Annotated in this window: 17 protein-coding genes and 1 pseudogene; 8 read left to right on the top strand and 10 right to left on the bottom strand. The window is 62.3% G+C overall.

Annotated features, from left to right (window positions below; genetic code table 11):
* The first annotated feature begins 2 nt into the window (after positions 1-2).
* Positions 3-2,120, top strand: coding sequence for a vWA domain-containing protein (locus tag NKJ55_RS24300; RefSeq protein ID WP_352452094.1), 2,118 nt, complete (start codon positions 3-5; stop codon positions 2,118-2,120).
* A gap of 626 nt (positions 2,121-2,746) precedes the next feature.
* Here NKJ55_RS24300 and NKJ55_RS24295 read toward each other — a convergent pair.
* The 3 genes from NKJ55_RS24295 to NKJ55_RS24285 all read right to left on the bottom strand — a co-directional run bounded on the left by NKJ55_RS24295 (position 2,747) and on the right by NKJ55_RS24285 (position 5,306).
* Positions 2,747-3,268 carry a hypothetical protein gene (locus NKJ55_RS24295; protein ID WP_352452093.1) on the bottom strand — a complete coding sequence of 174 codons (522 nt, stop codon included), beginning with the start codon at positions 3,266-3,268 and terminating at the stop codon, positions 2,747-2,749.
* 90 nt (positions 3,269-3,358) lie between these two features.
* On the bottom strand, positions 3,359-4,375 hold the full coding sequence (gene bmt, locus NKJ55_RS24290; protein WP_352452092.1) for a betaine--homocysteine S-methyltransferase: 1,017 nt from the start codon (positions 4,373-4,375) through the stop codon (positions 3,359-3,361).
* A gap of 88 nt (positions 4,376-4,463) precedes the next feature.
* Positions 4,464-5,306, bottom strand: a complete 843-nt coding sequence (locus NKJ55_RS24285) for a helix-turn-helix domain-containing protein (protein ID WP_352452091.1) — start codon at positions 5,304-5,306, stop codon at positions 4,464-4,466.
* Positions 5,307-5,534: 228 nt separating this feature from the next.
* Between NKJ55_RS24285 and NKJ55_RS24280 the strand changes: the two genes are divergently transcribed.
* Positions 5,535-6,545: a fatty acid desaturase gene (locus tag NKJ55_RS24280; protein ID WP_352452090.1), complete on the top strand. Its 1,011-nt coding sequence runs from the start codon at positions 5,535-5,537 to the stop codon at positions 6,543-6,545.
* Positions 6,546-6,628: 83 nt separating this feature from the next.
* The gene (locus NKJ55_RS24275; protein WP_352452089.1) at positions 6,629-7,429 is read left to right on the top strand and encodes a phosphate/phosphite/phosphonate ABC transporter substrate-binding protein; all 801 of its coding nucleotides are present in this window, start codon (positions 6,629-6,631) and stop codon (positions 7,427-7,429) included.
* Positions 7,430-7,538: 109 nt separating this feature from the next.
* Here NKJ55_RS24275 and NKJ55_RS24270 read toward each other — a convergent pair whose 3' ends face one another.
* From NKJ55_RS24270 to NKJ55_RS24255, 4 genes are all read right to left on the bottom strand, one after another.
* Positions 7,539-8,852, bottom strand: coding sequence for a M24 family metallopeptidase (locus NKJ55_RS24270; protein WP_352452137.1), 1,314 nt, complete (start codon positions 8,850-8,852; stop codon positions 7,539-7,541).
* 25 nt (positions 8,853-8,877) lie between these two features.
* Positions 8,878-10,455: a glycosyltransferase family 39 protein gene (locus NKJ55_RS24265; protein ID WP_352452088.1), complete on the bottom strand. Its 1,578-nt coding sequence runs from the start codon at positions 10,453-10,455 to the stop codon at positions 8,878-8,880.
* A gap of 88 nt (positions 10,456-10,543) precedes the next feature.
* On the bottom strand, positions 10,544-13,129 hold the full coding sequence (locus tag NKJ55_RS24260) for a GcvT family protein (RefSeq protein WP_352452087.1): 2,586 nt from the start codon (positions 13,127-13,129) through the stop codon (positions 10,544-10,546).
* 132 nt (positions 13,130-13,261) lie between these two features.
* Entirely contained in the window at positions 13,262-14,839 is a 1,578-nt protein-coding gene (locus NKJ55_RS24255; RefSeq protein WP_352452086.1) for a trimethylamine methyltransferase family protein, read from the bottom strand.
* 208 nt (positions 14,840-15,047) lie between these two features.
* Here NKJ55_RS24255 and NKJ55_RS24250 point away from each other — a divergent pair, with 208 nt between their 5' ends.
* The 3 genes from NKJ55_RS24250 (at position 15,048) to NKJ55_RS24240 (ending at position 19,993) form a co-directional block, all read left to right on the top strand.
* Positions 15,048-16,208, top strand: coding sequence for an MFS transporter (locus tag NKJ55_RS24250; protein ID WP_352452085.1), 1,161 nt, complete (start codon positions 15,048-15,050; stop codon positions 16,206-16,208).
* Positions 16,209-16,303: 95 nt separating this feature from the next.
* Positions 16,304-18,373 carry a prolyl oligopeptidase family serine peptidase gene (locus NKJ55_RS24245; protein ID WP_352452084.1) on the top strand — a complete coding sequence of 690 codons (2,070 nt, stop codon included), beginning with the start codon at positions 16,304-16,306 and terminating at the stop codon, positions 18,371-18,373.
* A gap of 240 nt (positions 18,374-18,613) precedes the next feature.
* Positions 18,614-19,993, top strand: coding sequence for an aspartate aminotransferase family protein (locus NKJ55_RS24240; RefSeq protein ID WP_352452083.1), 1,380 nt, complete (start codon positions 18,614-18,616; stop codon positions 19,991-19,993).
* A gap of 326 nt (positions 19,994-20,319) precedes the next feature.
* On the opposite strand, the gene mmsB is transcribed toward NKJ55_RS24240, so the two are convergent.
* The 3 genes and pseudogenes from mmsB to NKJ55_RS24225 all read right to left on the bottom strand — a co-directional run bounded on the left by mmsB (position 20,320) and on the right by NKJ55_RS24225 (position 22,877).
* Positions 20,320-21,204: a 3-hydroxyisobutyrate dehydrogenase gene (gene mmsB / locus NKJ55_RS24235; protein ID WP_352452082.1), complete on the bottom strand. Its 885-nt coding sequence runs from the start codon at positions 21,202-21,204 to the stop codon at positions 20,320-20,322.
* Positions 21,205-21,268: 64 nt separating this feature from the next.
* Positions 21,269-21,638: pseudogene (locus tag NKJ55_RS24230) on the bottom strand (four helix bundle protein).
* 72 nt (positions 21,639-21,710) lie between these two features.
* Complete coding sequence (locus NKJ55_RS24225; protein ID WP_352452081.1) at positions 21,711-22,877, bottom strand: isobutyryl-CoA dehydrogenase; 1,167 nt, start codon at positions 22,875-22,877, stop codon at positions 21,711-21,713.
* Between the two features lie 152 nt (positions 22,878-23,029).
* On the opposite strand from NKJ55_RS24225, the gene NKJ55_RS24220 reads away from it, so the two are divergent.
* Both NKJ55_RS24220 and NKJ55_RS24215 read left to right on the top strand, forming a co-directional pair.
* On the top strand, positions 23,030-23,644 hold the full coding sequence (locus NKJ55_RS24220; RefSeq protein ID WP_352452080.1) for a dimethylsulfonioproprionate lyase family protein: 615 nt from the start codon (positions 23,030-23,032) through the stop codon (positions 23,642-23,644).
* Between the two features lies 1 nt (position 23,645).
* On the top strand, positions 23,646-25,115 hold the full coding sequence (locus tag NKJ55_RS24215; RefSeq protein ID WP_352452079.1) for a cobyric acid synthase: 1,470 nt from the start codon (positions 23,646-23,648) through the stop codon (positions 25,113-25,115).
* The last annotated feature ends 285 nt before the right edge of the window (positions 25,116-25,400 follow it).

The following is a 25,400-nucleotide window of genomic DNA, read 5'->3' as shown; positions in this document are numbered from 1 at the left end:
CCATGGTCGACGACAACGAACTGAACAGACTGCGCGACATCGCAGCACCGGCGCCCGACGCGGACGCAAAGGCGCGTGCCCTCCAGGCCGCGCTGCGCGCCTATGACATGGAAGAAAAAACTTTGCCGGGCGCCCAAGGATCGGTGAGCGGGCTTCGTCTCACAGAGCGAGCACAAAGGCTCTGGAGCGAAATCATGCAAAAGAAACTCTTCGCCACGCCGGCCATTGCCGGGCTCGTTGCCCTGCCGATCGCCGGATACGCTACCATTTATATGCTGGGGGAATCCAAATTCGGCGGGCCCGAATTCGGCGGGGATAAGATCACCGAAACGCTGGCTGACAAACCGGCGACCGTCAAACCGCCGGTCGTTGCCGAAGCGGACAAGCAGAAGAAGGCGGACGCCGACAGTGAAAGCCGCGACACCGGCGAGGCGCTTGTGGCGCCGACATCGCCGCCGAAGGCGGAATCGACCGCAGTCGGCGGGCTGACGCAGCAGGATGTGCTCAGCCGCAATGCACCTGAACCGGCGCAGAGCGGCGAGTTCGCGGTGGATGGGGGTGCAAGCTCCGCGGCTCCGGCAGTCGATGGCGGCGCGCGGGTCGGACGCATGCCTGGCACGGTTGCCGAGCCCAAGCTGATGGCACAGCAGCCCGCCGCTGCGCCGGCCGACCAGATGCTGCCGCAAGAGGAAAACCGCGACCGCGTGGAGAATTTCAAGACCAACCCGGTGCATGCCGCACTTGAAGACCCGGTCTCGACCTTCTCGATCGATGTCGACACCGCTTCCTATTCCTTCGTCCGGCGCTCGCTGAAGGAAGGCTTTATCCCGCAGGCCGACACGGTTCGCGTCGAGGAGATGGTCAACTACTTCCCCTATGACTGGAAAGGCCCGGACTCCGCCTCGACGCCGTTCAACTCGACCGTCAGCGTCATGCCGACGCCGTGGAACGAGCACACCAGGCTGATGCATGTCGCCATCAAGGGTTTCGACGTGAAGCCGGCCGAGCAGCCCAGGGCCAATCTGGTCTTCCTGATCGATGTGTCGGGCTCGATGAACGAGCAGGACAAGCTGCCGCTCCTGCAGTCGGCCTTCCGGCTGCTGGTCAACAAGCTGAGACCTGACGACACCGTCTCGATCGTCACCTATGCGGGCGATGCCGGTACGGTGCTGGAGCCCACCAAGGCTTCGGAAAAGGACAAGATCCTCGCTGCCATCGACAATCTGACATCCGGCGGCTCGACGGCAGGCGAGGCCGGCATCAAGGAAGCCTACAGGCTGGCGCAGAAATCCTTCGTCAAGGACGGCATCAATCGGGTGATGCTCGCCACCGATGGCGACTTCAATGTCGGCCAGACCGACGACGACGACCTGAAGCGGCTGATCGAAAAGGAGCGCAAGACAGGCGTATTCCTGTCGGTGTTCGGCTTCGGCCGCGACAATCTGAACGACCAGATGATGCAGACCATCGCCCAGAACGGCAATGGCACTGCTGCCTACATCGATACGTTGGCGGAGGCCGAGAAGGTGCTGGTCGAGGATGCCTCCTCGACACTGTTCACCATCGCCAAGGACGTGAAGATCCAGGTCGAGTTCAACCCGAACAAGGTCTCGGAGTACCGGCTGATTGGCTACGAAACCCGCGCCTTGAACCGAGAGGATTTCAACAATGACCGGGTCGATGCCGGCGAGATCGGCTCAGGTCATTCAGTCACCGCGATCTACGAGATCACGCCTAAGGGCAGCGGCGGCGAACAGATCGATCAACTGCGCTACGGCCAGGCCTCGGTGAACAATGGCGGTGTCGCCAATGCCGACGAATATGCTTTCGTCAAGATCCGCTACAAGCTGCCGAACGAGGACACCTCGAAGCTGATCACCACGCCGGTAACGTCAGCCAACGAGGTGGCGTCGTTCGACCAGGCCAGCACCGACCAGCGTTTCTCCGTTGCCGTTGCTGCCTTCGGCCAGAAGCTGCGCGACGAGGATGCGACCGCGAAGTTCGGCTACGACAAGATCATGGAGATTGCCACCGCCGCCAGAGGAGCCGACCCGTTTGGATACCGGTCCGAGTTCCTCTCGCTTGTGCGCCTTGCCTCGGCGCTCGGCGGTAACCGGTAGTGGCAATGACAGCCGGTTTCTTTCAGATGGGATCGTTCTGATAGGGGGAGCCGGCCTACGGGCGGGTGAGGCAGGCGGCAAGGGAAACCTTGCCGGCCTTTTTTTGTTGCAGCGCGCGTCCATTTTGGAGATGCTGCGCGTTGATTTGGCGGAAGATTCTTTACAGGAATCGATTTTCGGGATCACGCGTCGCGTTGCTCATCGCATGTAGACCTGGTGAGGAGCAATATAGCCTATGAAATAAGAAGGCGCTCATCGATAGAAAGATGCTTCCCTGTAGCGAAGCCCCTTTTTAGTGCGCCGCGAGCTAATGTTTGTCTCAGATTTGTCCATTTGGACAAATCCCTAATCAGTTTCTCCGGCGCATTTACTGCGAGCCATTTCCCAATTCTTTCGATCGAATAGCTTTCGACCCAACGCCCGTCTTCCCAACCTTCGACGAAGCGTACAATCGCTCTGTGTGCGTCACGCTCTTCAATAGGCGATTGGAATGCTCGCTTAAATCGTTCTCTGTCGCTAGGTCGGAAAGTTCCTAACCGAGATAGTAAATCGTCCTCTAGTGGCGTGCTTTTGACCATAGCGTTGTTCGTAATCTCACAGAGTGTGGCGACAGCAGACTCTACCTCTCAAAGATAGTCGATCTCAATGTCCAATCCCATACCTTGAATCAAATAGGCAGCCGCATCCACTTGGCTCTTGGATGGCGGTTTTTGTTTGCAATATCGTCCGGAATTGGCATTTAGAATCCAGAGCAGCTTATCGTCATGCAAATCCAGCGCCAACTCTCCGGCAATCCGGGCCTTGCCTCCATCTAATAAGGTCGGATGTCCAAGTTTTTGATCTTCGGATGGATGTTTGTATCCTCGGCGCCGGGGATAGCCGCGTATGTCCGGTTTGCCGTCCAAAACTGCGATCTCCTCGACAGCAATTTTAATGTCACCATTTGCGTCCATGACCCACAGATAATTTTGAGTCTGTGCGGCAGATTTCAGAAGTGGTGATTGGGCGCAATCTCTTAGCGACGACAACGCCGCCAGCAATCCGACGTCCACAGTACAAAGAGAGTTAGGGCTTCGCTCTTTTTCCCAACTCATTATTCTCTCAGGCTCCCTAAGTTCTCCAAACTCAGCGTCGAGATCCTTTTCCAAAGCCGCAGTTCCCCAAAGCCCGCTGTATTCAGTTAACAACGAGAACTTAACTACTGCTTTGAAGATGTCCAGCCTAACCAATCATGGATTTCAAGCGCGTCCGCGGCGCCGCTCGCGGCGGGCTTCGCTGGTCTCGGCGACGTTGACCGTAGCCTGTTTGTTGCGCATCGGGCCAATGCGTTCGACGATCTGCTCGACGGTCGGGCGATCTGACTTGGTGTGCGCATCGAGCGCCTTACGCATGGCGGCGAGGTGCTGGAACGAGGTGCCGCAGCAGCCGCCGACGATTTTGGCGCCGGCATCGACGGCGAGGCGCACATAGTCGGCCATCAGCTCGGGTGTGCCGGAATAGTAGATCTCGGCGCCGCGAAATTCGGGAATGCCGCAATTGCCCTTGACGATCACCGTTGCTTCCGGCTTCGCCTCGGTCATGTCGAGCAGCGACGCGAGAATGTCGGAGGCGCCGACACCGCAATTGGCGCCGACACCGAGCGGTGTCTGCGACAGGCCATCGACGACGGCGTGGATGTCCTTCGGCAGCAGTCCCATCATGGTGCGGCCGGCGGTGTCGAAGGAGCCGGTATAGGTATAGGGCAGGCCGACGCGGATGGCGGCTTCGGCGGCGGCGCGGATTTCGTCAGGCGCCGACATGGTTTCGATCCAGGCGACTTCGGCGCCGCCGGCCTTCAGCCCTTCAATCTGCTCGGCAAAGGCTTCGACCGCCTCGTCATAGGTCATGGCGCCGAGCGGCACCAGCAGCTCGCCGGTCGGGCCGACGGAGCCGGCCACGATCACCTTGCGGCCAGCGTTGCCGGCGACGGCGCTTGCGATCTCGGCCGCGCGCTTGTTCAGCGCATAGACGCGGTCCTGCGCGTGGTGCAGCTTGAGCCGATGGCGGGTGCCGCCAAAAGAGTTGGTCAGGATAATGTCGGCGCCGGCATCGACAAAGTTCTGGTGCAGGCTGGTGATGGTGTCGGGCGCGGTCTCGTTCAAGAGCTCGGGAGCCTCTCCGGCCTCAAGGCCCATGGCGAACAGATTGGTGCCGGTGGCGCCATCGGCGAGCAGGACGCCCTTTTCGGCAAGCAGAGCGTCGATCGGATTGGTCATGTGAAATACGCCTTCCCGGAAGAATAACTGAGATAAGGATATAAAGAATTCTTTATGTGCCGTCAATGTCGGCACGTAGAGCAACCGGTCAAAATCGCATCTCCGCCAGCTTTCGTGTGAAGCTGGCCGCTTCATGCGCGTTGACGTCCGCGGCACGGATCAGATTGTCGAAATGGCTGGTCAGGATGCGGATCGGCTGCGTGGCGTTCAGCACCAGATACATGTCGCCGACGTAAATGGCGGCGCGATAGGGCCCGAAGATGGTGTAGGGGATCGAATAGCGCATCCGCCCGTCATAGAGAAACAGGCGGAAGGTGGGATAGAGGTCGTCGAGCAGCGTCGCCATGTGCAGGAGCTGCTGGTGGCGGTCGGCCTCCGGAAAGCGGTCCCACACGCCCAGCCCGCGCGCGAAGATCTCCAGCGTGTGGCGCGGCATACAGACTTCCATGTCGGTTTCGGGCCGTCGGTTGTAGTCGATGCGGTACTGCGTTTCGCCGGCCTGTGCCTCGCGGCTCTTGTTGGCGATGACGGCTTCGTAGTCGACAAGCGCCTCGGTGCGCAGAAGATCGGGAATGCCGGCCGGCACGTAGCGGATTTTCGTTCCCGCCGCCTCGGCATGCCAGCGAGCCAGCAGCGTGCGGTCGAAGCCGTCCGGCGCCTCCTCGATCTCAAGGCTCTCGCGGATTTCACCGGTGACGCCCTCATCGTGGCTGAGGCCGAGCAGCCAGTCGAGCGAGACTTTGAATTCGGCGGCGATGTTGAGCAGCGTTTCGGCGCGGGGAAGGCGGATCGACGCGCCGGAGAGCAGCTGCGACAGTGCCGAACGGTCGATGCCAACCGCGGCGGCGAAGGCCGACTGGTTCAAATCGGACCTTGTCAAGAGCATTTTCAGGCGCTCGCGAAAGATCGTCGACAGGTCGCGCTTGTCCAAATCTCTACTCTCCCTGACGTGAGCAAAATTTTGCGCCGAAGCGGTCTACATGGCGTTTAGAGCGCAAATGAATCTACGAGCTTGTTTACAATAGATAACATCTGCAGCTGAAAATGCGCAATCGCAACAGTTTGTGCGCTTTATCGCGTTGCAGCGATGCAACGCTCCTGACACAATGCTGTCAGGAATCAAACGGGTTCCGGCGACTGGAAGGCAGTGGTCGATAGCATGACGAGCATGGGCAACAGGCGACACGGCGCAACGGCCATCGAATGGCCGACAGCATTTCTCGCACTTCTCTGCTACGGCGGCTGGCTCGCTACCGGCTTCCTGCTCTGGCCCTCTTACCCGCTGCTGGCACTCGCCTTTCTGACCCTGATTGCGGCGCTGCAATCCTCGCTGATGCACGAGGTCCTGCACGGCCACCCAACCCGGAATGCGCGGCTCAACGAAGCCTTTGTGTTCCTGCCGATTGGCCTTATCTGGCCGTTTCGCCGATTCAAGACCATTCATCTGCGCCACCATGCAGACGAGCGCCTGACCGATCCGCTCGATGATCCCGAAAGCTATTACAAGGCTCTCTGGCAGCACGAGGAGCTGCCGTCGGCGATGAAATTCCTGCTGAAGGTCAACAACACGATGATCGGGCGTTTGGTGCTAGGCCCGTGGCTTTCCTGCATCGGCTTTTTCATCGACGACGCCAGGCAAGTTGCCGCGGGCGACAATTCCATCCGCAAGGCATGGCTGCTGCATGCGATCGGCCTCGTCGTGGTGCTGCCTGTCGTGCAGTTCGGCTTCGGCATGCCGTTGTGGCTTTACGTTCTGGTGCCGGTTTGGCTTGGGCAGTCGCTGATTTCGATCCGCACCTACGCCGAGCACCAATGGTCTGAACATCCGGAAGGCCGCACGATCATCGTCGAGCGCTCGCCGCTGTCCTTCCTGTTCCTCAACAACAATCTGCATTTCGTCCATCACAAGAGCCCGACGGTGGCCTGGTACAGGCTGCCGAAGGTGTTTCGCGACCGCCGTGACGAATGGCTGCGGATGAACAATGGCTATGCCTACCCGAACTATTTCGCGCTGCTCAAGGCCTATGCCTTCAAGGCGAAGGAGCCGGTCGTCCATCCCGTGCTGCGGCGCATGCCGGAACCAGGACGCGCATTCAAGCCGCGCGTCAGGGCACGCAGCCTCAATGGGCTTGGCAGCGCACCGGTACCCGCCGAGCCGCCGAAAGAATGATTCTTGCGTTGTTGCAGGCGGTGCCGCGCGGACGACGCTTTCCTGACCTTGTCAATTTCCCCGCATAACGGTCAAATCCCGGCATGAGCGAATTCATTGCGGCTTTGCCGATGTACGACTGGCCGGAAGCGCGGGACGATGTCGACGCGCAATGGGCGCGGCTGCGCGATGCTTTCAGACAAAAAGGCATCGATGCGCCGGAGACGATCATCCGCCGCACCGGCGATTTGCCCCCCGTGCCTGGCGGTATTCGCGACGATCAGGGAAAACCCATCGCGCCCGATCCGGCGACATTGCCGCCGGACGAACTGGATTTTCACCAGCTCTGGCTGCATCCGGCGCTGCTCTTTGCGCAAACCTGCTGGGGACCGATGGAACTCGGCCTGTCGCAGCGTGTCCAGCTCATCGGCCAGCCGCGTTACGACGCCTTCGAGGGTGGACAGGGCGAACTCTATTCGAGCGCCATCGTCATGAGAGCGGGCGAGGCACCGCCGGCAAGGGCGCCGGCCGACGGCGGTGCCGTCATTCCGCTCGATCAGCTGCGCGGCAAGCGCTTTACCTTCAACAGCCTCGATTCCATGTCGGGCATCATCGCGCCAGCCCGCGACCTGCAAACATTGGGCGAGAGTTTGGATATCTTTTCCGCGCTGAGCGAAAGCTGTGGGCACCGTGCTTCGATCGTTGCCGTTGCCGAGGGCAGGGCGGACGTCGCGGCGATCGATTGCGAGAGCTGGGCGCTGGCGCAGAGTTTCGAGCCGGCGGCGCAGAAGGTGACGGTCGTCGGCTGGACAAGGCGGCGCAAAGGCTTGCCGTTCATCACGGCCAGGACAACGCCGGAAACGATCGTCGCTGCGATGCGCGAGGCGATCGCCGCGCTCGCATAAAGCGCGTCGCGTTCGGTCGGCCTCATGCGACGCGCTTTAGATTCTTGTTTTATGCATGTCGTTATCGCAAAGCCGCTGCATACTTTTGCGCGACATGCATTAGCGTCGCTCAGCCGCCAAGCAGCCGATTGTCGAGCGGGTAGGTCGAAAGCTTCTCGTTGCCGGTTTCAGTGATCAGGATCTGTTCTTCGATCTTGACGCCTTCGTAGCCGCCAAGCCGACCGATATAGCTCTCGACGCACAGCACCATGCCAGGTTCGAGCACTCCGTCCGGTGTGTCGTCGGTCCAGTCGCTAGCATGCGGCAAAGTCGGGTATTCGTCGGCAAGGCCGACGCCGTGATAGAGCACCCCGTAACGGGCCGGGAAGCAGTCTCCCGGTGGCACTGACGAGCCCTCGACGAGGTCGCGGAACGATATGCCCGGCCGCATCAGCTCGGTGTTGTGGGCGATCTGGTCGGCGGCGATGCGGAACAGGTCGCGCTGCTCCTGCGACGGCGGCGCATCACCGCAAAGCCAGGTGCGCGAAAGGTCGGCGCAGAAGCCGTAAGGACCGATCAGGTCGGTGTCGAAAGCGACGAGCTCGCCGGCCTCGATCGTCCGCGACGAACACTCCTGGAACCATGGATTGGTGCGCGGGCCCGACGACAGGAGCCGGGTTTCGATCCATTCGCCGCCGCGCGCGATGTTGCCGCGATGGAGTTCGGCCCACAATTCGTTCTCGGAGATGCCAGGCCTCAGCGCCTTCTCCATCTCGCCCATTGCCGCCTCGCAAGCGGCGATCGCCCGGCGCACGGCAAGGATTTCGTCGGGCGATTTGATCAGCCGCGCATTTTCCATCACCGCCTCGCCATTGCCGGTCGAGATGCCGAGGCGGGCGAGCTCTTCGATGCCCTCGGGATTGATGTGGTCGACTGCGATGCGGCGATTGCCGCCGCCATGTTCCAATACCAGGTCGGCGATGCCGGCTGCCCAGCGGCGGACTTTTTGACTGGTCAGCTCGCCGCTGTACAGATAAGCCCACGACACCGCCGGCCGCACCTCGTCGACGACGCCGGAATGATCGGAAAGGTGCTCGCAGGAGAAATAGTCGAACAGCACCACCGGGCCATCGGTGGCAACGAAACAATGCCTGGTCCGATTGTGTGCGACCCAGAGCTGCATGTTGGTTGCGTCGGTGGCATAGCGGATATTGACCGGATCGTAGAGCAGGGCTCCCGCATAGTCGCGGCGCTTCAGCTCGGCGCGGATGCGCTCGAGCCGGTATCGGCGCATGGCGGGCAGGTCAGGAGCAGCAATGCCCGCCGCCTGCCATTCGGCTTCCGCCAGCGCTCCATAGCCCAGTGCATGCTGGTTGAGTTCAGCGGCCTTCAGCTGCGATTTTTTGCGCAGCACATCATTCGAGCCGTCGGGCTCGAACGGCATGATCTTGCGGTGATGACGGGGCCGGTCAGTCGGGTTCCTGTCCACCCTCGGCTCCTCCGCTAGCGCCTTCCTTGGGCGCCGTGGCTTCTCCCACCGCCATTCTCTTCAATCTTACATAGGCGCCGGCCCGGGCGGACTTGCCGGTGCCGCGCAACAGCGGAACCATCATTTGCCGTGGTTGGCCGTCCGGCTCATAGCCGGCCGCTTTGAGCTGCTCCAAAATGACCGGCCGCGGATCGTCGCGGTCAAGCCAGACGAGTACGGCCGGCTCCTGCATCAGCATTTCGAAATTAGGCACTTCCTGGTCAAGTGCGACCAGTTTTTCGTCGACCAGCCGCAGGTTTCCGACCCATGCACCATCAGATATTGCGGTTTTGACCGGTCCGTCCGCAGTCAGTTGGCGATAGAGGGCGGGGTAATCCACGCGGATCATCCGCGAGAGGCCACTGGTCCCGTTTATCTGGACGTACCAGGTGGCGGGCGCGAGCAGCACGGCGATGATCGCTCCAGCCGCGATCACCATGAGCTGCGCATTCCTGCCGCGCGGCGCCAGCCGTTCCATAGTGGCGACGATGGCCAGCGGCAAGATGAACAGGACCGGCAGCAGCCAGCGGTCCTTGACCACCGTCACGCCGGTGGCAAGTACAAGTATTGCCAGCATGGCCAAGCCGAGCGCCAAGGTACGCCGCAACAGAATTTCCCTTGCCGGACCTTTCGGGTGCCGCTCGGAGAAACGGAACTTCGCCAGCCAGAAAGTGAGGGCGGAAACGAGCACCGGCAAGACCGCGAAATTGAAGGTGCCCATGATAAACTTGCCGGCACCGACAAAGGCCGCCGCCATGCGCCCTCGTTGCGCGTCTATTCCGAACTTCTCGCCTCTCGACAATAAATCGGCGGGATGCATGAGGCTCCAATAGGTGGTTGGCGCCAGCACCAATATCGCGACCGCTATGCTGATGGCGAACTTCGGATCGAGAATCGCACTGCGCCATTCGCGCAGCGACAGCACGGCCGCAACAAGGGCCACCACGAGGAAGACATCATTATATTTGGCAAGAATTGCCGCCGCGGCGGCCAGGCCAAACGCCGCATAGGCGATCATGCTTCGCCGCTCGAGAAGATTGGCCATCGTGAGCAGGAGCAGCGAGCAGAAGCCGACGACGGCGACGGAATGCGACAAGGCGCGCTGCGATTCCCAGACGATCTGCGGGATCGTAAACAGGCCGAACATGGCCGCCGCCGCTGTCGCTTTGGTGTAGCCGAACCGCCGCATGGCGGCGAACACGCTGCAGGCGGCAAGGAACAGCACGGAGTATTTGACGAGCTTCAGCGTGAAGATACTGGTGCCGAAAACATGCGCGGCCAGCCAGTTGATCCAGGTGTACAGGGGTGGTTGCGAGCCGCCATATCCAGCCCAGAGATACGGAACATAGATCAGCTGCTCCGCATCATCGATGCCGACGCCGGTTCCCGCCCAAGAGCTCAACAGGGACAGTATGATGGTCTGCAAGGCAAAGTAAGCCGCGACCATGACGATCGCCGCCGGGAAGGGGCCGATCCGTCCCTCGGCCAGCCACTCGGCCCATCTCAGATTGTACTTCAATGAAATCTCATCGCATTTGCCAGCAGAGTGTTGCCGGCTGCGCTAGCATGAAGAGTATGCTCCGCACAATGCGACCGGCTGGCTGCGCCTACGTCCTCATCTTTTCGCCGCTCGGGTCGAAGGGCGGTTCGACATTGATGCGTGCGGGACGCCGGTGCCCGAGGATTTCGATCTCGAACAGGCCGGCGCTCTCGTTCTCGGCAAGCGCTACCGGTACATAGCCTTGCGCCATCGACTTCTCGACATAATGCGCATAGCCGCCGGAGGTGACCCAGCCGACCACGCGCCAGTCGCCGTCGACGATGCCGCGCACGGCAGACGCGCCTTCGGCGGCGTTCGAGCCGCGCACTTCCTTGCCGCCCGCGTCGAAGCGCGGCGCGCCATAGCCATGCGGCTTTTCCACGGTGCCGTAATCCTTGCCGCCGACCTTGGCCCAGATCGGCTCGTCGCCCATGACGTCTGCATCCGCGGCATCGACGATGAAGGAGACACGGCGCAGTTTCGGCCCTTCTGCCCGTTCCTTGGCCGCTGCTTCCCGGCCGATGAAGTCGTTCTTCTCTAGCTTGATGAAGCGGTCCATCGAGCCTTCGAACGGTCCGTAGATCGGACGTAACTCGCGGAACCAGGTCGGGAAGTTCTTCTCAAGCCGCATCGAGAGCAAAGCCCGCATGCCGAAATCGACAAGGCCAAACTCTTCGCCAGCCTCCTTGATCGCCTTGTAGACCAGGCGCTGGTAGGCAGGCGCCATCCAGATCTCATAGCCGAGGTCGCCGGTGTAGGTGATGCGATTGACCATGCAGGGCGCGCCGCCGACCGCCATTTCGCGGAAATCCATGAAGCGGAAGGCCTTGGTCGAGATGTCGACATCGACCAGTTTCTGCAGCAGGTCGCGGGATTTCGGCCCGGCGATGGAGAGACCGACCAGCGTCTGGTCGAAGCGGTGGATGCGGATGCTTCCGTCCTTCGGCAGATGCTTCTCGAACCAGCGCATGTGGTATTTTTGCGCTGCCGAAGAACCCCATATCATGAAGCGTTCTTCCCCACCCCTTGGGCTCGCCTTGGCGATGGTGAAGTCCCCGATCAGCCGGCCGAACTCGTTCAGCATGGGCGTCAGCACGATGCGGCCGGTCTTCGGCATGCGATTGGTCATCAGACGGTTGAGGAAGTCCTCGGCCCCTGGTCCGGAGACTTCGTATTTGGCGAAGTTGGCGATCTCCGTGACGCCGACCTTCTCGCGGGTGGCGCGCACTTCCTCGCCGATCGGGCCGAAATCATTGGAGCGGTGGAAGGACACAACGTCCTTCGGCTCCGAGCCTCTCGGCGCGAACCAGAGCGGGGTTTCGAGACCCCAGCTGTCGCCCATGACGGCGTTGTTGGCGAGCATGGTGTCGTAAAGCGGGGTCGTCTGCGCTGGTCTTGCCGCAGGTAATTCCTCGTTGGGAAAGCGGATGGAGAAACGGCGCGAATAATTTTCGCGGACCTTTGCGTTGGTATACCGCAGCGTTGCCCATTCGCCGAAGCGCGCAACGTCCATGCCCCAGACGTCGAAGCCGGGGTCGCCATGGACCATCCAGTTCGACAGCGCCAGACCGACGCCGCCGCCCTGGCTGAAGCCGGCCATGACGGCGCAGGCGCACCAGAAATTGGTCAGCCCCTGCACCGGGCCGACCAGCGGGTTGCCGTCCAGCGCGAAGGTGAAGGGGCCGTTGATGATCTGCTTGATGCCGGCCTTTTCGATGCCGGGGAAATGCTTGAAGCCGATCTCGAGCGACGGCGCGATGCGGTCGATGTCGGGCTGCAGCAGCTCGTGGCCGAAATCCCAGGGCGTGTTGACCGGCGACCACGGCTTGCAGGCCTTTTCATAGGTGCCGAGCAGGATGCCGTTGCGTTCCTGGCGGGTATAGATCTCGCCCTTGAAATCGAGCACGCCAATCATCTCGCGGCCGGTCGACTTGTTGAATTCCTCGACCTCCGGCATCGGCTCGGTCAGGAGATACATGTGCTCCATGGCCAGCACCGGCAGTTCGACGCCGACCATGCGACCGATCTCGCGCGCCCACAGGCCGCCGCAGTTGACCACATGCTCGGCTTTGACTGTGCCTTGCTCAGTGACGACATTCCAGGTGCCGTCGACCTCCTGCGTCAGTTCGACGACGCGGTTGCGCAGTACGATCTCGGCGCCTAGCTTCCTGGCGGCCTTGGCATAGGCATGGGTGGTGCCGGAAGGGTCGAGATGGCCCTCGACTGGATCCCACATGGCGCCGACGAAATTCGTCTCGTCCATCAGCGGGAACATCGCCTTGGCTTCGGACGGCGTGATCAGTTCGGTGTCCATACCGAGATAGCGGCCCTTGGCATGGGCGAGCCGCAAGAAGTCCATGCGCTCGGGCGTGTCGGCCATCATCACGCCGCCGGTCAGGTGCAGCGAGCAGGATTGGCCGGAAATCTCCTCGATCTCTTTGTAGAGCTGCACTGTATAGGCCTGCAGCTTGGCGACGTTGGGATCGCCGTTCAGCGTATGGAAGCCGCCCGCCGCATGCCAGGACGAGCCGGAAGTGAGTTCCGAACGCTCGATCAGCATGATGTCGGTCCAGCCAGCCTTGGCCAGATGATAGAGCACCGAGCAGCCAACGACCCCGCCGCCGATGACAACCGCTTTTGCATGAGATTTCATGAAGATAGATCCGTTTTTGAAGAGATTGAATCGAGTGAGCGGGGCGCGAAAACAAAGCGGAGATCGGATACAGCGATGTTTCCGGCCAGCCGGCCATCAAGACGGAGTGGGGGTCGACTACTCATCAGATGATCAGAAATCGGTCGGCGCGCCGCCTTCGGCCCGGCGCTTGTCGACGAAAGCGTTGAGCTCCTCGCGGATTGCCGGGTCCATATTAGGCTCTTCATAGGACGCCAGCCGTTCCTTCCACACGCGATTGGCTTTTTCGAGCGCCGTCGGCGATCCGGCCTCAACCCAACTCTCGAAATTGCGCCAGTCGGAAATGATTGGCGCGTAAAACGCGGTCTTGTAGCGGTCCTGCGTGTGCTGGGTGCCGAAGAAATGGCCGCCGGGGCCGACGGACTGTATGGCTTCGAAACCGAGTGCTTCTTCGGAAAGATCGAGCGGCGTCAGGAACTCGGCGACCATCTGCAACAGGTCTATATCGAGGATGGTCTTCTCATAGGAGCAACGCAGGCCGCCTTCGAGCCAGCCGGCGGCATGCATCATCAGATTGCCGCCGCCCTGGATGGCGCCCCACAGTGAGAACACGCTTTCATAGGCGGCCTGCGCGTCGACCGTGTTGGCGGCGCAGGTGTTGGAGGTGCGGTAGGGGATGCTGTAGCGGCGGGCGAGCTGCCCGCCGACCAGCTGCGCCTTCATATATTCCGGCGTGCCGAAGGCCGGCGCGCCGGACTTCATGTCGACATTCGAGGTGAAGCCGCCGTAGCCGACAGGCGCGCCCTTGCGCACCATCTGCGCGAAGGCGATGCCGGACAGCGCCTCGGCATTCTGTTGCACCAGCGCGCCGGCAATCGTCACCGGCGCCATGGCGCCGGACAGGGTGAACGGCGTCACGATGACCACCTGGCCCTTGCTCGACATCTGGATGATGCCTTCCATCATCGGCACGTCGAGCTTGAGCGGCGAATTGGTGTTGATGATGGTGAATACCGACGGCTCTGCAAGCAACTGCTCATGGCTGATGCCACGTGCGATCCTGGTGATCTCGATGCCGTCGACGTTGCGCTCCTTGCCGAGCGAATAGATGTGGAACATCTTGTCGGTCAGCGTGGCGAGGTCACGGATGCATTCAAGGTGGCGGACGGACGGATGGATGTCGATCGGCTCGACCGGATAGCCGCCCGTGCAGTTCAATATGTTGTGCATCTGCGCAAGCTTGAGGAAGTTGCGGTAGTCCTGCTGGTTGCCCGGCCGGCGGCCGCGGTCGACGTCGGAGCAATTGGGCGCCGACGCCATCATCGAGATGATCAGATTGTCGCCGCCGAAGCGCACATTGTGCGCCGGGTTGCGGGCGTGGATGGTGAATTCCGGCGGGCAGTGCGCAACCAGTTCCAGGATCATGTCACTGTCGAAGCGCACCCGCTCGCTGCCTTCGCGGACATCGGCGCCATGCGCCTTCATGATGCGCCGGGCTTCGTCATGCAGCACGTCGACGCCGATTTCCCGCAGCACGCGCAGAGAGGCGAGGTGGATAGATTCCAGCTCGTCGTCGGAAACCAGCCGGGTCGGCGCCAGCGGGTTCTTCAACTGCCGAAACGGCGGCTGCTCGAACGCCGCCGATCCGCCGGCACGCTTTCCCGCGCGGCCGCCGCGACGGGCGCGGTCGTTTGCCAATGCAGGTTCGGCGGGCTGAAGGGCGGCGGTCATGATAGTCCTCGTACGCTGCGGCAATGCGGCGGCATAATGGACTGCCGGCCGGCCAGCCATTGCGGAGGCGGCGACCACTAGGACGAGGGAAGCGACATGCCTGAAGGGCAGCCGGAGGGATCGTCAGGCTCTTATCTCTTCCGGCTGGCGCAAGCGGTTTTCGTTGCCGGTGCTTACCGCGATGAAAGCGAAACGCTAGTCCTGCATCATGGACCGGGCGGAACAGGACAGCGGCGAGACAGTGCAATGGGCGGCGATCACCGGCGTGATCGCCACCGTCTCGGTGTTCGCCATCGCGCAAGGGCTGAGCTATCCGCTGTTGAGCTTCATCCTGCAGCGCCAGGGCGTCTCGCCGGCCATGATCGGCCTGTCGGCGGCAATGACGCCGATCGGCTTCATCGTCTCGTCGCCGCTGGTTCCGGCGCTGGCACGGCGTTTCGGGGCAGGGCGCACCGCGCTTACTTGCGCGGCACTTTCCGCGCTGGTGCTGGCGCTGATCGGCTGGACGCAAAATGTCTATCTGTGGTTTCCGCTGCGCTTTTTGATCGGCGCCGTCACCAACCCGCTCTACGTGCTGAGCGAAGTCTGGGTGATCGCACTGGCGCCGCCGACACGCCGTGGCCGCGTCATGGGCATCTATTCGACCATCATTTCGGCGGGCTTTGCGGCGGGGCCGCTGTGCCTGCTTGCGGTCGGCACCGAGGGATGGCCGCCGTTTCTCGTCGGCATCGCCGCATTCCTGTTTTGCGGCGCCTGCCTCGCCTCGGTGCTGGCACGGCTGCCCAAGGTCGACGAGAGCGGGCACCGCGTTTCGGTGCTGGGGTTCGTGCCGCAGGCGTGGCTGCTGTTATCGGCGGTGATCGTGGCCGCCGGTTTCGAACAGGCGGTGCTCGCCTTGCTGCCGGTCTATGGAACGCATTACGGCATCGCCGAAGCGCGCATGTCGGCGCTGCTGTCGGTGATGATCGCCGGCAACATCGCTATGCAGGTGCCGCTCGGCCTGCTGGCGGAACGACTGACGGCGCGGCTGGTGCGGTTCATCTGTGTATCGGTGACTGTGCTTGGATGCGTTCTGCTGCCGGTTCTCATCGAGACGCCATTGATATGGCCGTGCGTCTTCATCTGGGGCGCGGTTTCCTACGGCATTTACACGATGTCGATCATTGAACTCGGCGAGCGGTTCACCGGCTCGGCACTGGTCGCCGGCAACGCCGCCTTCTCGCTGATGTGGGGCGTCGGCGGCATCGCCGTGCCGCCGCTGGCGGGCAGCGCCATGGATGTTGTTGGCGCCGGCGGCCTGCCAATGACGCTCGGTGCCATTTGCCTGGCGCTGGCAGTTGTAACGGTCATTCGAAGACGGATGGTCTGAATGCCAGAAAGCCGCCGTTTCTGACGAATGACTTGAATGTAAGCGGCTCCATATCGATCTTGGCTATGTCGCCACCCGACTCAACCGGAGACCTCATGACCAAATCGAATACCAAGGGCCAGCCGGGTTCGGCGGCCGAAGACCCGTTTCTCTGGCTTGAGGACAGGAGGGGCAAGCAGGCGCTCGACTGGGTGCATCACCAAAATGCAGTTACGGTCGGGGAGCTCCAGGGTGATCCGTCCTATCAGACGTCGTTCGAGACGGCGCTCGACCTGATGACAGCCGAGGATAACATCGCCGTCGGGGCCGCTATCAACGGCTATGTCTATAATTTCTGGCAGGACCGGACGAACGTACTCGGCCTCTGGCGGCGCACCACCGTCGCCTCCTACAAGACCGACAAGCCGGAATGGCAGACGATCATCGACTTCGACTGTCTGGCGGCGAAAGAGGGGGTGAAATGGGTGTTCAGCGGCGCCAGCCGGCTCTACCCCGACTTCAGTCGCTGCCTGCTCAACCTGTCGCCGGATGGCGGCGATGCCAGCGAGATGCGCGAATTCGATATCGAAAGCAGATCGTTCGTCGATGGCGGCTTTCGCGCTCCTGCCTCGAAATCGAGCTTTAGCTGGCTGGACGAGGACACGGTTATCGTTTCCGCCGCCTTCGAGGAGGACGACAAGACCCAGTCCGGTTATCCGCGCGTGGTCAAGCTTTGGCGGCGCGGCACGCCACTCGCAGCGGCGACGCCGATCTTCGAGGCGCTGAAGCAGGATCTTGCCGCCGGCGGGTCCGTCGAATTCGACAGCGACAAGCGTCATGTCTTCCTCGCCCGGACCATCGACTTCTTCGCCTCGCACAGTTTCCTGCGGCTGCCTTCCGGCGAGAACAGGCGCATCCCGTTGCCGGACGACGTCACCGATACAGCGCTGTTCAAGGGCCAGCTCGTCTTCGGCGTGCGTACCCCGTGGACTGCGCCGGACGGCACGCTGTGTAAGCCCGACGGGCTCTATTCACTCGATTTCGAGCGCTGGATCGAAACCGGGCTATTCGGACCCCTCGATACCGTGCTCGAGCCGGCGCACCGCGTCTCGATCGCCGGCATTGCCCGCACGCAGGACCGGCTGTTCATCAATTTGATGGACAATGTGCGCGGCAAGGTCATCGCCGGCGAGCGCAGCGACAGCGGCTGGGAGTTCAAGCCCGTGGCGTTGCCCGAAAACGGCAATGTCGGCATCAGCCATGCCGAGCATTTCGGTTCCAGCGTCTCCTTCTCCTTCACCGATTTCCTGACGCCGAGCTCGATCATCTGGTCGGACGACAACGCCGCGGGGCTGGCAACGGTGAAGTCGCAGCCGGCGCGTTTCGATGCGTCGTCCCTGGTCTCCGAACAGTTCGAGGCGCGCTCGAAGGATGGCACGATGATCCCGTACTTCGTCGTCAGGAGGCGCGACTTGCATGGACCCGTGCCGACATTGCTTTACGGCTATGGCGGCTTCGAAGTGCCGCTGCTGCCCGGCTATGCCGGCGTGCGCGGCAGGCTGTGGCTGGAGAAGGGCAATGCCTATGTGCAGGCCAACATCCGCGGCGGCGGCGAGTTCGGCCCGAACTGGCATCAGGCGGCGCTCAAGGCCAATCGCCAGAATGCCTTCGACGATTTCGCCGCGGTCGCGCAAGATCTGGTCAAACGCGGCATCGCTACGCCCGCCACGCTGGGTATCCAGGGCGGATCGAATGGTGGCTTGCTGACCGGCGTCTCGCTGACCCAGCACCCGGAATTGTTCGGTGCAGTGATCATCGACGTGCCGCTGCTCGATATGCTGCGCTACACCGAACTGCCGCCCGGCGCGTCGTGGATGGCCGAGTATGGCGATCCGGCGAAGCCGGAAGAGGCAGCCTGGCTCGCCGCCTATTCGCCCTACCAGCATGTAGACACGGATGCAGCCTATCCGCCGGTGTTGCTGACGACCTCGACCGCCGACGATCGCGTCCATCCCGGGCATGCCCGCAAGATGGCGGCACGGCTGCAGGCGGCCGGCCACGGCAAGACGCTGTTCTTTGAGGAGACCGAGGGCGGCCATGGCGGACGCGGCGATCGGCGGCCGCAGGCCGCACAGGCGGCGATGAAGTACGTCTTCCTGCAGCGGGCCCTGACTGGCACCAATTGACCGGCGTCGCTTGACCGGCACGGCTTGAACTGAGGGCTAGAGGCAGCCTAAGGTGCATGCATGGCTCGGCTGGCGAAATCGGGTTGCGCATTTGGGGTGGCGGTGACGCCGTCGTCGCGCACGCTACGCGCCGAGCTGTTGCGGCTCTGCGCTCGCATCGGCTATTCGCCGCCCGCTGTCCTCTGACGAATCCGCCCCGGCGCGAAAGCTGCCGGATTGGTTCAAGAGGAAAGACCAGACATGACCTACCAGAATTATTCGCTGAAGCAGCTTCAGCAGATCGATGCCGCGCATCACCTTCATCCGTTCACCGACCACAAAGAGATGCGCGAGACCGGCTCGCGCATCATCACCCACGCCAACGGGCCGTTCATCTATGATGCCGAAGGGACGGAAATCCTCGACGGCATGGCTGGGCTGTGGTGCGTCAATGTCGGCTATGGCCGCGACGAGCTGGCCGACGCCGCCTACGCCCAGATGAAGGAATTGCCCTACTACAACTCTTTCTTCAAATGCTCGACGCCGACGCCGGTTCTGCTGTCGAAAAAGCTGGCGGAGATCGCGCCAAGGCACATCAACCAGGTGTTCTACGGCTCGTCCGGTTCGGAGGCCAACGACACGGCGCTGCGCCTGGTCCGTCACTATTGGGTGCTGGAAGGCAGGCCCGAGAAGAACCGCATCATCTCACGCAAGATGGGCTACCACGGCTCGACCATCGCCGGCGCCTCGCTCGGCGGCATGGATTTGATGCACAAGCAGCTCGGCGGCGCCGTGCCCAACATCGTCCATGTGATGATGCCCTATGCCTATGAGCTCGCACTGCCCGGCGAAAGCGACCATGATTTCGGCCTGCGCGCGGCAAAAGCGGTCGAGGACGCGATCCTCGAAGCCGGCGCCGACAAGGTGGCCGCCTTCATCGGCGAGCCGGTGATGGGGGCAGGCGGGGTGAAGATCCCGCCGATGAGCTATTGGCCGGAGGTGCAGCGCATCTGCCGCAAATACGATGTCCTGCTGATGCTGGACGAGGTCATCACCGGATATGGCCGCACAGGCGAGTGGTTCGCCGCACAAGCCTTCGATGTCGAGCCCGACACAATCACCACGGCCAAGGCGCTGACCTCTGGCTATCAGCCGCTGTCGGCGCTGCTGGTCGGCGACCGTATCGCGGCGACGCTGGTCGAAAAGGGCGGCGAATTCTATCACGGCTATACCTATGCCGGGCATCCGGTGGCCTGCGCGGTGGCGCTGAAGAACCTCGAGATCATCGAGCGCGAAGGCCTGGTCGAGCGCGTGAGGAACGACACCGGGCCTTACTTCGCCAGGGCGCTGCAGGAACGTCTCGGTGGGCACGATCTGGTCGGCGAGGTGCGCTCGTTCGGGCTGATGGGAGCGATCGAGATCGTCAAGGACAAGGTGACCAAGGAGCGCTTCCTGCCGGCCGGCAGCGCGGCGGTGATGGTTCGCGACCACGCGATTGTCCAGGGCATGATGCTGCGCGCCACCGGCGACACGATGATCCTGTCGCCGCCGCTGATCTGGACCCGCGAGACGATCGACATGGCCTGCGACCGCATCGCCACGGCGCTCGACCTGGCGCAAGCAGATTTGCGCAAGCATTAGAGAGGCGATCGCCGGGCGCTCCATGTCGGGCGCCCGGCGTTTGAATGGGCGCTCGCCAGGCGAGGATGCGAAAACGCAAAAACCGCGCTCCATTGGAACGCGGCTTTGCCAGATACGCATGGCGCTTCGCCAACAATACACTTGCGAAACTAACGGCGAAACCAACGGGCTCCGGTACGCGAGACCTGATCCGGAGCGCCGGGCGGATGTCCGCCTCGCAATCCGTTTTAAACGCATATCGTTACTGCAGGGTTAGCAAGAGCTTAAGCAAACCTAAATTTGCCGGCTTTCCGCTTTGGGCAGATCGAAACCTGTGAACTTGGAGCTTACGCCGGGTTACCACGGAGGAAATTAATGATGCCGGAAAAATCCGCGCCGGCATTCCCTTGTGCGTTGAACAGCGCATAGAGCTGGGCTGCCTCGGCGCCGAGCGGCGTTGCTGCACCGACGCTCTGTGCGGCCTCCTGCGACAGTTTCAGGTCCTTCAGCATCAGTGCCGCCGCGAAGCCAGGCTTATAGCCATTGTTGGCGGGCGATGTCGGCACCGGGCCGGGCACCGGGCAGTAGGTGGTCAACGACCAGCACTGGCCGGACGAGGTCGAGGCGACGTCGAACAGCGCCTGGTGCGACAGGCCGAGCTTTTCCGCCAGCACGAAGGCCTCGGCAACGCCGATCATCGAAATGCCCAAAATCATATTGTTGCAGATCTTCGCCGCCTGTCCGGCGCCGTCGTCGCCGCAATGAACGATGCGGCCGGCCATCGGCTTGAGGATTGGTTCGGCCTTGGCGAAGGCGTCCTTCGAACCGCCGGCCATGAAGGTCAGCGTGCCGGCCGCCGCACCGCCCGTGCCGCCGGAGACCGGCGCGTCGATCGACAGCAACCCATGCTTGGCGGCGATGGCATGGGCCTTTCGAGCCGACTCGACATCGATGGTCGAGGAATCGATGAACAGCGCGCCTTTTTTTGCCTTGGACACTATGTCTGCGTAAACCGACAGAACATGCTTGCCGGCCGGCAACATGGTGATGACCGCATCGGCATCCTTCACCGCCGCAACGGCATTGGCCATGACGATGACGCCGTGCTCCCTGGCAATGACGAGGTTCTCCGGCACCAGGTCGAAGCCGTGCACGGCATACCCGGCCTTGACCAGGTTGGCGGCCATCGGATTGCCCATATTGCCGAGGCCGATGAAGGCGATGGTGGTCATAATGGCGCTCCGTGGTTTGGGTAGGCAGTAGGCAGTAGGCAGTAGGCAGTAGGCAGTAAGCGACCTATTCGGGCGCAAGTTTGCTAATAAGTTGGCGAAGCATTTTCCCGATGCCCTTCGGTCGCTAAAAGCACGTGATAAGCTTGATCATGGGTAGCAAGGCCAATGCGTTCAGCGATCTGGAGGTGTGTCTCGAACTCCTTCAGCGATCCCTGGGCAATCCTGAGAAATTGCTGATAGGAGCCTCTGTTGTCTCGGCCGTAACCTTCCGCGATGTTTGCAGGAATAGAGGTTGCTGAGCGGCGGATTTGGCTGGTCAACCCATACAATTCCTCTTTTGGCCATGCCTTGGTCAGGGAGTAGGCGATGACGGCTAGATCCATCGCCTGCTGCCATACGATAAGATCCTTGTACGAATTGATCTTGCCGGTCATCTTTCTGCCTATTGCCTATTGCCTATTGCCTATTGCCTACTGCCTACTGCCTACTGCCTACTGCCTACTGCCTTACCGTCCGATCAGCGCGCGAGCGATGATGACGCGCATGATCTCGTTGGTGCCTTCGAGAATTTGGTGGACACGCAGGTCGCGCACCAGCTTCTCGATGCCGTAGTCGTGCAGATAACCATAGCCGCCGTGCAGCTGCAGGGCGTCGTTGGCGACGTTGAAGCCGGCGTCGGTAACGAAGCGCTTGGCCATCGCCGACCATTTCGAGGCATCCGGCGCGTTGCGGTCGAGCTTCGAGGCGGCGGTGTACAGGAAGATGCGCGCCGCCTGCAATTCGGTCTCCATGTCCGCAAGCTTGAACTGCAGCGCCTGGAACTGGTTGATCTTCGACCCGAAAGCCTTGCGCTCGGCGGTGTAGGCGAGCGCCTTGTCGAACGCCGATTGCGCGCCGCCGAGCGAACAGGCGGCGATGTTCAACCGGCCGCCGTCGAGCCCGGCCATGGCGATGCCGAAGCCGGCGCCCTCGACCGACAGCAGGTTTTCGACCGGCACCTTGCAGTCCTCGAAGACGACCTGGCGGGTCGACTGCATGTGCCAGCCCATCTTGCGCTCGTTGGCGCCGAAGGAAAGGCCGGGCGCATCGTTCGGCACGACGAAGGTGGAAATGCCTTTCGGCCCGTCGGCGCCGGTGCGCGCCATGACGACATAGAGGTCGCTGTCGCCGGCACCGGAGATAAACTGCTTGGCGCCGTTCAGCACATAATCGCCGCCGCTTTTGACCGCGCGCGTCTTCAGCGCCGCCGCATCCGAGCCCGAGCCGGGCTCGGTCAGGCAATAGCTTGCCAGCCATTCCATCGAGGTCAGCTTCGGCAGGAAACGCCGGCGCTGCTCGTCGCTGCCGAAGCGGTCGATCATCGATGCCGCCATGTTGTGGATCGAGATGAAGGCGGAAAACGCCGGATCGGCCCGCGAAAGCGCCTCGAAGATCAACACGGCATCGAGCCGGCCGAGCCCCGAGCCGCCGAGGTCGTCGCGGACATAGATGCCGCCAAGGCCGAGCGGACCTGTCTCGCGGATCACATCGGCGGGGAAATACTTGTTGCGATCCCAGTCGAGTGCGTTCGGCGCCACACGGTCGGCGGCGAAGGCTTGCGCCATCTCCTGGATGGCGCGCTGGTCTTCGTTGAGTTCGAACTGGCTGGTGCCCGCATCGACAGCGGCGTCCATGGCGTGCTCCCTGATGTTTCCGGCCTGCTGGCCTGTCGTTTTTGGCTTTGCGCGCCGTCCAATCTAGACCAATGATGCCGCCGCGCAACCCGACCCGTCTTGATCCAACCATCTGGGCAGCGGCTGTGTGCGAATGCGCTCTGGAGCAAAGTGTGACGACAACTTTCGACGAACTGCTTGGATGCTTCCATGCCTATCTCCAGACGTTCGATGATGCGCTGGTGCGCGACGCCGTGGCCCGGATTGGCTGGGACATGCCGTCCCGTCCGCTCGAACCGCATGCACTGCCTTGTCTCGTCCAGCTCGACCGGATCGTCGAACTCGCTCCCGCTGCGGCCAAGTCGCTGGCGCGGCTGGTTGCGGAGCGTCGCGGCGATCTGCACTGGGGCCAGACCTATGGCGAGGCGGATTTCGGCACGGTTTTCATCGACAATTACGGCTGGCTGGAGGTGTTCGGCACACGCGGCCATTTCGTCAATGACGAGGTCGCGGGCGGCCTGCTGATCCTTGGGCCCGACATTGTCTACCCCGATCACCACCATGTCGCGGAGGAGATCTACATCCCGCTGACCGGCGGCACCGAATGGCGCATGGGCGACGGCGGTTTTCGCCTTCGAGCGGCGGGCGAAGTGATCCACCATGCCTCTGACATCAACCACGCCATGCGCACCGGCAAGGAGCCGCTGCTGGCGCTCTATCTCTGGCGTGGCGGGCCACTGGCGGCCAAGTCGACGATCGCCGCAACCGTTGCGCAGGGCAGGGGCTGATATGGCCAAAGCGATCATGCTGCAGGGCACGGGTTCGGATGTCGGCAAGACGGTGCTGGTTGCCGGCCTCTGCCGCGCGGCGAAGAAGCGCGGCTTGAAAGTACGGCCGTTCAAGCCGCAGAACATGTCGAACAACGCCGCTGTCGCCGATATTCCAGGCGATTCAGGCGGCGGTGAGATCGGCCGCGCCCAATGGCTGCAGGCGATCGCCTGCGGCGTGGCGCCGACCGTCCACATGAACCCGGTGCTGCTCAAGCCGCAGACCGATGTCGGCGCTCAAGTCGTCGTGCAGGGCAAGGTGTTCGGCGAGGCGCGGGCGCGCGACTACCAGGCGCTGAAGGGCCGGCTGATGGATGCGGTACTGGACTCCTGGGCAAAGGTCGGCGAGGGCGCCGATCTGGTCATTGTCGAGGGCGCCGGCTCGCCGGCCGAGATCAATCTCAGGAGCCGCGACATTGCCAATATGGGCTTTGCGACGCGCGCCGGCGTGCCGGTGATCCTGGTCGGCGATATCGATCGCGGCGGCGTCATCGCCTCGGTCGCCGGCACCCATCTGATCCTGCCGGAGGAGGACCGGCGCATGATCGTCGGCTACCTCATCAACAAGTTCCGTGGCGACGTCTCGCTGTTCGAAGACGGCATCAAGGCGATCGAAAAATTCACCGGCTGGCGCTGTTTTGGCGTCGTGCCGTGGCTGAAGGCGGCGGCGCGGCTGCCATCGGAAGATTCCGTCGTGCTCGAGCGACTGGCGTCCGGCGAGAAGAGCGCGCTGAAGATCGCCGTGCCGGTGCTCTCGCGCATCGCCAATTTCGACGATCTCGACCCGCTCAAGGCCGAACCGCAGGTCGAGGTGGTGTTCGTGCCGCCTGGTGAGCGCTTGCCCGAAGATGCGGGTCTGGTGGTCATTCCCGGCTCGAAGTCGACGATCGGCGATCTCCTGAAATTTCGCGAGAACGGCTGGGACCGCGACCTTGCCGCGCATAGGAAACGCGGTGGTCATATCGTCGGCATTTGCGGCGGCTTCCAGATGCTTGGTCATATCGTGCGCGATCCCGACGGCATCGAGGGCAGCGTTACCGAGACGCAAGGGCTTGGCCTGCTCGACGTCGAAACGGTGATGGAGCCGGAAAAGACGGTGCGCAACGTCAGCGCGCGCTCGGTGCCGTTCGACCTGCCGCTTGAGGGCTACGAGATCCATCTCGGCCGCACCACCGGTCCGGACACGCTGCGGCCGTCCGCCGTTATCAACGGCATCGATGACGGCGCTATCTCGGCCGACGGCAAGGTGGTGGGCACCTATATGCACGGGCTGTTTTCCGCCGATGCCTTCCGGGCGAAATTCCTCGAAAGCCTCGGCGTCAAGGGCGGCGGCATCGACTACCGCGCCGAGGTCGAACGGGCACTGGACGAGATCGCAGCCGAACTGGAAACCCACCTCGACTGCGACGCGATTTTTGGGCTGGGGCGTTAGATACTTAGCGCGGAAGTTTTGCACGGGTCGTTGGCTTCGACGGATCACGCCTTGGCGATTAGCGGAAACGTCCATGGCTTCGTCATCCTGGGGCGGAGCAAGGAGCGAAGCGACGCGGCGCAGACCCCAGGATCCATGCCCTGACTTCGGAGCGCCGCTGCGGCGCAGAATTCTGCTCCGCTGGCTCCTCGGCCAAGGTCACGGCATGATGGGGTGGACGGCGCCCGACGGCATCGGATGTGCCAGAATGAGTTCGTTGAGATCTCAAACAAGGGAGCCGTCCGT

It is taken from the genome of Mesorhizobium sp. M0106 (assembly GCF_040322715.1).
Classification (GTDB): domain Bacteria; phylum Pseudomonadota; class Alphaproteobacteria; order Rhizobiales; family Rhizobiaceae; genus Mesorhizobium.
This window is presented reverse-complemented; position numbering and strand designations above follow the sequence as displayed.